This window comes from Acidimicrobiia bacterium (assembly GCA_041676705.1).
Classification (GTDB): Bacteria; Actinomycetota; Acidimicrobiia; order Acidimicrobiales; family SKKL01; genus Actinomarinicola.
Window position 1 is genome coordinate 1 of the sequence record JBAYRL010000024.1, and the last position, 8,134, is coordinate 8,134.

5 protein-coding genes are annotated in these 8,134 nt (G+C 49.0%); 4 read left to right on the forward strand and 1 reads right to left on the reverse strand.

The features are described from left to right. On the forward strand, nt 1-1,488 hold a 1,488-nt coding region (locus WC184_13255), incomplete at its 5' end, for a hypothetical protein (GenBank protein MFA7478835.1). A 540-nt stretch (nt 1,489-2,028) separates the two neighbouring features. Then, nucleotides 2,029-3,480, forward strand: coding sequence for a hypothetical protein (locus WC184_13260; protein ID MFA7478836.1), 1,452 nt, complete (start codon nt 2,029-2,031; stop codon nt 3,478-3,480). Nucleotides 3,481-3,617: 137 nt separating this feature from the next. Here the strand turns inward: WC184_13260 and WC184_13265 are convergent, their stop codons facing one another. Continuing rightward, nucleotides 3,618-4,778, reverse strand: coding sequence for a flagellin (locus tag WC184_13265; GenBank protein MFA7478837.1), 1,161 nt, complete (start codon nt 4,776-4,778; stop codon nt 3,618-3,620). A gap of 483 nt (nt 4,779-5,261) precedes the next feature. Here WC184_13265 and WC184_13270 point away from each other — a divergent pair, with 483 nt between their 5' ends. Both WC184_13270 and WC184_13275 read left to right on the forward strand, forming a co-directional pair. Next, nucleotides 5,262-6,746 (forward strand): hypothetical protein, encoded by a 1,485-nt coding sequence (locus WC184_13270; protein ID MFA7478838.1) that lies wholly within the window; start codon nt 5,262-5,264, stop codon nt 6,744-6,746. 397 nt (nt 6,747-7,143) lie between these two features. Continuing rightward, a partial coding sequence (locus tag WC184_13275) for a hypothetical protein (protein MFA7478839.1) occupies nt 7,144-8,134 on the forward strand: 991 nt, incomplete at its 3' end.

The following is an 8,134-nucleotide window of genomic DNA, read 5'->3' on the forward strand; positions in this document are numbered from 1 at the left end:
GAAGCACAAGCACTGCTGGCCCTGTCGGGGGCGGATCGTTGGGACACACAGGCCGGGTTGGATGCTGTGTTAGGTGCTATTGAGGACACCCCCGGCGCTACAAGCTTTGGAACACTGGCTGATAGTGGTGATGGGTTGGTGCCTGTTGAAGGGGACGTTTGGCCAGAGACCGGTGAAATCGGTTTTATTAGAACATCTAATACCCTGGTGCTGGTTGGGGTAGGGGACACGGGTTGGAATGTTGTGGTAGCCCCACCTGTAGGACCGATTCTTGGTGGGACCGTACCTGCCGGTCTGGTTGAGGGTAACACACCAACAGAACTAGTAGTTGACGGCCTGGTTCCAGGTGTGACCGTTGATGGCACGCCTGGCCCTACCGAGCCGCCAACCACTACCACAACAGAACCAGAACCGGTACCGTTTAGTTGGGTACAAAGCATTTCTAGTCAAAACCACAGCTGTGGTTTAGCTATAAAAGGCGGTGCTTGGTGTTGGGGTGATCATTCTTATGGTCGGCTAGGGGATGGGACTGCTTCCGAGCAGAACACCCCAAGTGTTGTTGCTAATAATCATGTGTTTAAAGAAATCGTGCCAGGCAACACCTATGTCTGTGGTCTAGACACTGCGGGTAAAGCATGGTGTTGGGGCGAAAACGGGTACGGTCAGTTGGGAGACAATACAACGACCAACCGTCCTACACCTGTTGAGGTGTCTGGCAACCATATCTTTACACAAATCGTTGCTGGTAATGGGCACACTTGCGGGCTAGACCTTGCGGGTAAAGCATGGTGTTGGGGTTTAAACGGGAATCGGCAGCTGGGGGATAACACAACCACTAACCGTTATGTGCCTACCGTGATGGCTGGTAACTACACGTTTATGTATCTTAGTGCTGGTGCTAACCATACTTGTGGGCTAGATTTTGATGGTAAAGCTTGGTGTTGGGGCCAAAACAACTATGGGCGGCTGGGGAACGGGACCACAGTTTCTCATCTTACACCTGTAGCTGTTTCAGGTAACCGTACCTACACCCAACTCACTGCTGGTTATGAGCACACCTGTGGTCTAGACACTGCGGGTAAAGCTTGGTGTTGGGGACGTAAAAACTTGGGGCAGCTAGGGTCAGGTACAGCAGGTACTCAGAGCCCTTCCCCAGAAGCGGTTGCTGGTAACCGGGTGTTTGTGGAACTTGCTGTTAGACACAACCATTCCTGTGGGCTAGACACGGCCGGTAAAGCTTGGTGTTGGGGCCAAAACCAGTATGGTCAGCTGGGTGATAACAGCACCTCTCAGAGAACTACACCGGTTGTTGTGTCTGGTAACAAAACTTTTTCACAAATCAGTGTTGGTTGGGAACATTCTTGTGCTGTTGATGAGGTGGGTGAGATGTGGTGTTGGGGTCGTGGGGCTAGCGGACGTTTAGGTAACGGCACAACATCACAGTTTACCGTTCCGACGATCGTCACAAAACCGGTACCATATCTGTAACCACGCAAACCAGCAACGGCCCCCTAAACATAACTGTATGTAGGGGGGTCGTGGCTGTTTATATTGGGGTGGGTGGGTAGCTAGCACACCATGACTTGTAGAAACACACACACTATCATGCGGTGGTGTTGGTGTTTTTAGTGTGTGAGATGTTATAGGGTTTCTGCTATGTCTGGCTAGTACTGTTTGTGGTACGGATCTGGCATTCTACACAGACCCCTAACATGCCAACTAGTTGATGTTTGGTTGGTGTTGATTTGGGGCCCTGTGCGTCTAAGAGAGCGGTTGAAACATTCCCTGCGGTGAGTGTTCAGTTTGTTCTCAGCCATCGTTTTTGTGTTGAGCCCCCTGTTTTTAGTGGAAAACTGTCAAAAACGGGGGGCTCAGCATGTTCCAAACCTGTTTTTTGGTGTGGAACGTGTCGGAGGGTTGGTGTGCTGGTGTTGGGGTGGTTGTTGATGGTGGTGGTGCGGTAAGGGTGTGTTGGGGTAAGAGGCTTTAGATGTTTTTAGAGCTGTTTTGAAACAAAGGAGTTGTGTAATGCTAGTTCATAAATTAGTGCCCTATATTCATCATGATGTGCTGTTGGATTTGATGTTGGCGTCATATTCGCAAGATCCGCAGCTTGTGGAACGTGTATCTATAAACCCGTATTTGTCTGCGGCGACTGTAGCTAAATATTGGGAAGTGTTTCAACCTGCGGCGGTTGCTAAATCGGTGGTGACAGCTTCGTTAGATCCGAACATTGTGGGGTTGTTGCTTCACAAAAATGAGCAACGTCTGTCTGTGTTAGAAGCTATAGCCCAAACATGGAAACTACCGGTCTCGCAGGCAGAGATAGTTGTGAAACGTTGGCCGAAATCCAATCTGGACCGTCTTGTCGGGTTGTTTAGGAACTATCATGCTGGGTTGTTGACAGAGAGGGTACCTGCGATGGCTAGTGATACTCAGCTGCAATGGCTTGTTGAGGGTGGGTGTGCCCATGTTGATGAGGAATATGTGTGGAACGTTTTGGTGGAGGTCGCTGAAACTCGGAGACCTTCTGCTGTTACTATTGCCCAGATGGCACAAATTTTGTGTTTGTATCCGAAACTTAGAAGCCGTGTGTTAGCTTCAGATAACCTGTTGTTATGGAACAGTGTTGTATATGCACCGTTTAGTGGTGAAGAGCTCAAACAGTGGGTTTCTAAAATTGTGGATGCGGTTTTAGAATCTCTTCGTGGGGTACGTACTGTTGCGTTGGGTGTGTTACGACGCCCCGATTTGGATGATGACGCCTATAGTTGGTTACGTCAAACGTTAGCACAAAACGGTGGTGAGCAGATCAGGTTGTTAGGTCCTGCGTACAACTATCGTGTGGTGCGTGGGGTTCCGCTATCTGAGTGTAACGACCCAGATCAGGTGTTAGCGTATCTGCAACAGTTACGTTCAGGTTGGTTTACAAACGGTATACAAGTGTCGGTGATGATTTATCTTCTTAGGGAGATAGCGTCCAATCCGGTGTTGTGGGAAAATGTTGAGATTCGAAAGTTTATTCAACAAGAAACTAACTGGGCGTCGCTTCGCGGGTCGCTGCAGTCAGTGCCACCAGAAATAGTGCCGGTGTTACAAGAACTTCGGGACATGCCCTGGCATAACTCGTTTACCAATCCTGGCCAGACTCTTCTTGACAAGTTTTTGTTGTCAGGGGACAGTAACCAAAACAAGGTTATGTCGGAACCGTTACGGTACAACCCGCCATCAGCGTTAATGTTGGGGGAGACTAACGACAGCTCTATCTCGAACGTTGGTGCTGTGGAACATCTATCACAACAAGAAATAGGTTTTCACAGAACGGTCGGGGCAGCTAGTGTAGCGCTTTGGCTTGTTGATCAGCTGGGGGATGGTTCAACACCTGAATCTAAACAACAGTGGGGGACCGTGTTCATGTTACTTGTCGATTGGCAACGGTCTTTTGGTGAGCTCGTCGATGTTGCTAAACGGATCAGCTGACACACCTATCTAACATGGGTGTGTGGTTACGTAATAAGGGTTGGTACCAGATTTGTTGGTACCAACCCTTATTGTTGTTTCAGGTGTGTATGTGAAAAACCGAGCGGGGGTTTTTCATTTTGTGTGGGTGGGGTTGGTTATCGTAGCAACCCGAGCACGCTTTGGGGTAGCTGGTTGGCTTGTCCTAGCATCGCGGTGCCTGCTTGTAGCAGGATTTGGTGGCGTGTGAAGGACACCATTTCGAGTGCCATGTCGGTGTCTCGGATCCGGGATTCGGATGCTGTGAGGTTTTCTGTGGCTACTTGGAGGTTGTTGATAGTGGATTCGAAACGGTTTTGAACCGCTCCAAGTTCGCCTCGCATGGTTGATACTTCTGCGATAGCGGTGTCCATCGTGTCGATAAAGTTGGCGGCGTTTCCTGCGGTGAGTACATCACCTGAGATGTTGGTAGCGATCTCGGAAAGATTCATACCTTTCACAGTGATCGTTTCACCGTTGTTGGCACCAACTTGGAATTTGGCTTCTTCACCGTTAGCAGCGCTTACAGCACCAAAGTTGAGAGCTGTGGCGCCGTTACCGTCAATGGTGAAGGTGTCGTTGTGAGTTAAACCGAAATTGATGTTGATATCAAAACCGGTTTGGGTGAGTTCGTTTGTGACACTGAATGTTTCGGCGAGGTGTCCGTCACCTGCGGTGACCATAGCGCCTCGGATACCGTTTTCGATCGCTGCGGTTAATGTGGAGGATGTGTAGCTACCTGCATCAAGTTTAACTGTGTAGGTTTCACCGTCGTAGTTGATGTTGATGGTGTCGTTTGTTCCGGTTACGGTGTGGGTTAAACCTGTGACCGTGGCTGTGGTGGTGGCGGGGGTGGCACCAAATTTGCCGGAGAGGAGTTCTTGGGTTCCGAACTTTGTTGTTTTAGCGATCCGACCGATTTCTTCTTTCATTTGGTCGATTTCGTTGTTCGCTGCTGTTCGGGCGGCGGTGTCGTTCGAAGCGTTTACGGATTGTACTGCGAGGTCACGCATACGGTTTAGCATGGCGTGTACTTCGTTTAGAGCACCTTCAGCGGTTTGTACTACTGAGATACCATCTTGGGCGTTGCGGGTTGCTTGTCGTAATCCTGATACTTGGGCTCGTAGGCCTTGGCTGATTACTAAACCGGCGGCGTCGTCTGCTGCACGGTTGATACGGAACCCTGATGAGAGTTTTTCGAGGCTTTTACCCATGACTGTGTTAGTCATTGACAGGTTGCGGTACGAGTTGAAAGCAGCGATATTTTGGTTGATACGCATATGGTTTACCGTCCTTGGTTTGTTTTGCGTAGTTTGTTTAGGTGATAGCCACACCTAAAAGGTTGTTTGTTGGTGTGGTTGTGTTACCCCGGTGTTTTTAGGTTTTGAACATGCCTGTCATCCCAAAACGCACCGTTGTTGTTGTTGTTGTGGTTTGGTGTGCAGGGTTGTTCGTTGTAGGGGTAACTGTGTTCAGTGTGTGGCTGGTTTGTGTTTCGGCAACCAGCCCACCAGTTTTATGGTTGATAGGAACACTATGTGTGTGGGTAGTGGTGTGTGGGGTCCTTTCTGTAGTTGGTTGTGGTTATTGTGTTCAGCTTTGGTGGGGTTCCACACACCAATGGCCGCTCATCTGTGTTTTGTGTTCCGCATATCCCGCCGGTGTGGGTGGGGTTTGGTTGTTTGTGGGGTGTGTGCTGTGAAGGTGGTTGTGTGAACAGTTTGTGAGCATATTTGTTGCTTGTATATAAAGGATGTGGGTTTATGCAGGTCGGGTATTTTGCGTCGTCGATCCGTCAAGATGTTTTGTTGGATTTGATGTTGTCTATGTTTCCGGGGGATGTGTCGGTTGTTGAGGGGGTTGTGTCTAACCCGTTTTTGAGTGCTGGTACTGTTAGGAAACATTGGTATGCGTTTCGACCGGCGGGGATGGCTAAAACGGTTATTGAGAACTGTCGGGATCCGTTGATTGTGGATGTGTTTCTTGATAACGGTGAGAGTCGGGTTTCGGTGTTGGAAACGTTGTTATCTAAGTGGCGGTTGTCGACTAGCCAGGCTGCCCGTATGGTTGGGTTTTGGCCGTTGTCCCGTCTTGATCGTTGTGTATCTTTGTTGGGGTCGTATCCTGCGCAGGCGTTAGTGTCTCGGGTGTCGGAGATGGGGGTTGATGCTCAGCTGGATTGGGTTCTCCAGGGTGGTTTTAACCATGTTGGGGAGGATCGGGTGTGGGATATTTTGTGGGGTGTTGCTTCACAGGGCTGGTATGGGATTGACACGATGTCGAAACTGCAACAGGTTTTGTTGTTGTTTCCACAGCTCCGCTCGCGGGTGGTGGCTGAGGATAACTTGATGTTGTGGGAAAGTATTATGTACGCTCCCTTTAGCGCCGACGAACTGTCACGGTGGGTCACAAAAATTGTGGAACGGTTGGGTGGGCTGGTTGGGGAGTCGTTTTGGTGTTCAACGCAACCTGTATGTCGGGTTGCGGTGGGTGTTTTAGGACGTCCCGATTTGGATGAGGTTACGCATGGGTTGTTACGTGACGCTTTAGAAGCTTTGGAGGCGGTGCCGGTTAGAGAACTTGGTTTTCGTTACAGTTCTCGCCCTATTCAGGGTGAAACGTTGGCGGAATGTTCTAACCCGGACCGGGTGTTAGCATATTTGCATGTTTTGCGGAACAGGTTCTCGGTTTCTTTAGATCTGCCTGTGGTGTTGTATCTCCTAGAGTCGTTGTCGACTAATCCGGTGGTGTGGTCAGATGTTGAGATTCGCAGGTTTTTTCAACAAGAAACGTGTTGGTACCGCAGTTTAACTACTCCGTTGATAACGATACCGGAACATCTTGTTCCTATGTTGGAAGAACTTGCCGAGATGTGTTGGACAAAACATTTCGAAAGACAACAACAGTATTTGTGTGACTTGTTAAACACAGCAACTACCGCTGCTATTACAGCAGTTGGGGAAGGTTGGGTTAAACCAGAACCACACGAACCGTGGCCAGTGGTAAAACAGTTCGACAATCTGAACCCTAAGGTCGGTTCTTTAGAACCCAAAGCGGTTTATGATTCTCTCGCAAGTAGATTTGAACTGGCACCTTCTACCGCTCATGTGGTGGTGTGGTTGGAACATTGTTTAGGTGATGGTGGAACGCTAGAGTCGAAACAAAAGTGGGAAACCGTGTTCAGGTTGTTCCCTGAATGGGACCGTACGTATGGTGAGCTGGTCGATGTAGCGAACCGGATCGGATAAAAACCCGGATAAACAATTTTAGTTGTGTGCTACACAACTATAAACAGGGGGGGGTAGATGTCTATATGTGTAGATATCTACCCCTTTCTTTTTTTGTTTTGTGTTCCCTGCCAGATGATAGGAAACCTTGGACACACAAAACAGGATAGAAATATTTATAACACCCCCAACAGCAGGGCGACATCTGGGTGGGGTTACCACTCGATCGGGGTAGCTGGGTGGGTAGGGGTGTTTATAACACACGCACGTGCAGGGGGTGTTGTGGCAGTGTGTTGGTGTGTTTGTTTTTAGAGGGTTAGCTGCGAACAGTGTGAGGGTACGTGTCACCTGTCCAGAAGTTTTTGACGGTGGTCGCGTGTCGTGACAAACAAGTTATTTATGTGGAGGTTGGGTTTAGATGATTGTACCCAAATTTTTGGGGTATGTTTCCTCGCCACACGTGTTAGAAGTGGCTGTGAGAGTGTTGGGGGACAACAAAGAAGTGATAGCAACGGTTGCTTCCAACCCTAACATTAATGTGGGGGTGGTTGAACCTTTTTATGAACGGTTCAAACCAGCTGCGGTTACACGGCTGTTGCTGGAACATAGCACCGACCCGGAGCTTGTAACGTTTTTGTTGGATCGGAAAGAACGACGTGTTGGGGTGTTACAAACAGCGTTGTTTAACTGGTTTTTACCAGACGATCTGTATTTGTTGGTGATGGGTCGCTTGTCGAGCGACAACGCCAGGGTTTTTATTGACGCTGCGGATGGTTATTCGAAAAAGGTGAAAACGTTGGCGGCGTTAAACCTTGAACCGGTTGATGCTGCTAAATGGGTGGTGTGGGACGACACCGGGTTTTGTGATGAACAGTTGTTACGTATGTGTGACATTGTTTTGTTCGGTTTGGGTGGGGGTGAAGATGTGAATCGGCGTGCTATTGAAGCGGTTTTGTTTCGACGCCCACATCTTATCAACCGGCTGAAAATGCCGTACTACCGTAATTTGTCGGCGTTGTTAGCAGGGATGCCGATTTCGGAACAGGTTGTTGCTAACATTGTTGATTCGTCGTTAGCGGAACCTGGCCGCTATGGTCAGGTTTGGTTTACTTTACTGCAGAATCCGTGGTTACCGCCATCAATGTTTGAGACTGTACAGGCCCAGATGGCACTCTATATGGTACGTAACGGTTTAGGGGACCGGCTTGAGTTCTTACAAACCGAACCGGTTACCTGGTCGGAAGTTACCCAAAATTTTGGTGAGTTCTGGTCATTCCGTAACGTATTGGGTGGGTATGTGTCTTCAACGTTGCTTCATAGGGTGCTTTTAGAAATTTTGTTGGACCCTGATCTGATGGCTGACGATAACTTTGTGGCGTCGTTACGGACAGTGTTTAACAGCAGCTATC

Excerpts from the sequence above, each read along its gene's own strand:
- WC184_13265 (MFA7478837.1), bottom strand. The coding sequence starts at position 4,778 with ATGCGTATCAACCAAAATATCGCTGCTTTCAACTCGTACCGCAACCTG.
- WC184_13270 (MFA7478838.1), top strand. The coding sequence starts at position 5,262 with ATGCAGGTCGGGTATTTTGCGTCGTCGATCCGTCAAGATGTTTTGTTG.
- WC184_13260 (MFA7478836.1), top strand. The coding sequence starts at position 2,029 with ATGCTAGTTCATAAATTAGTGCCCTATATTCATCATGATGTGCTGTTG.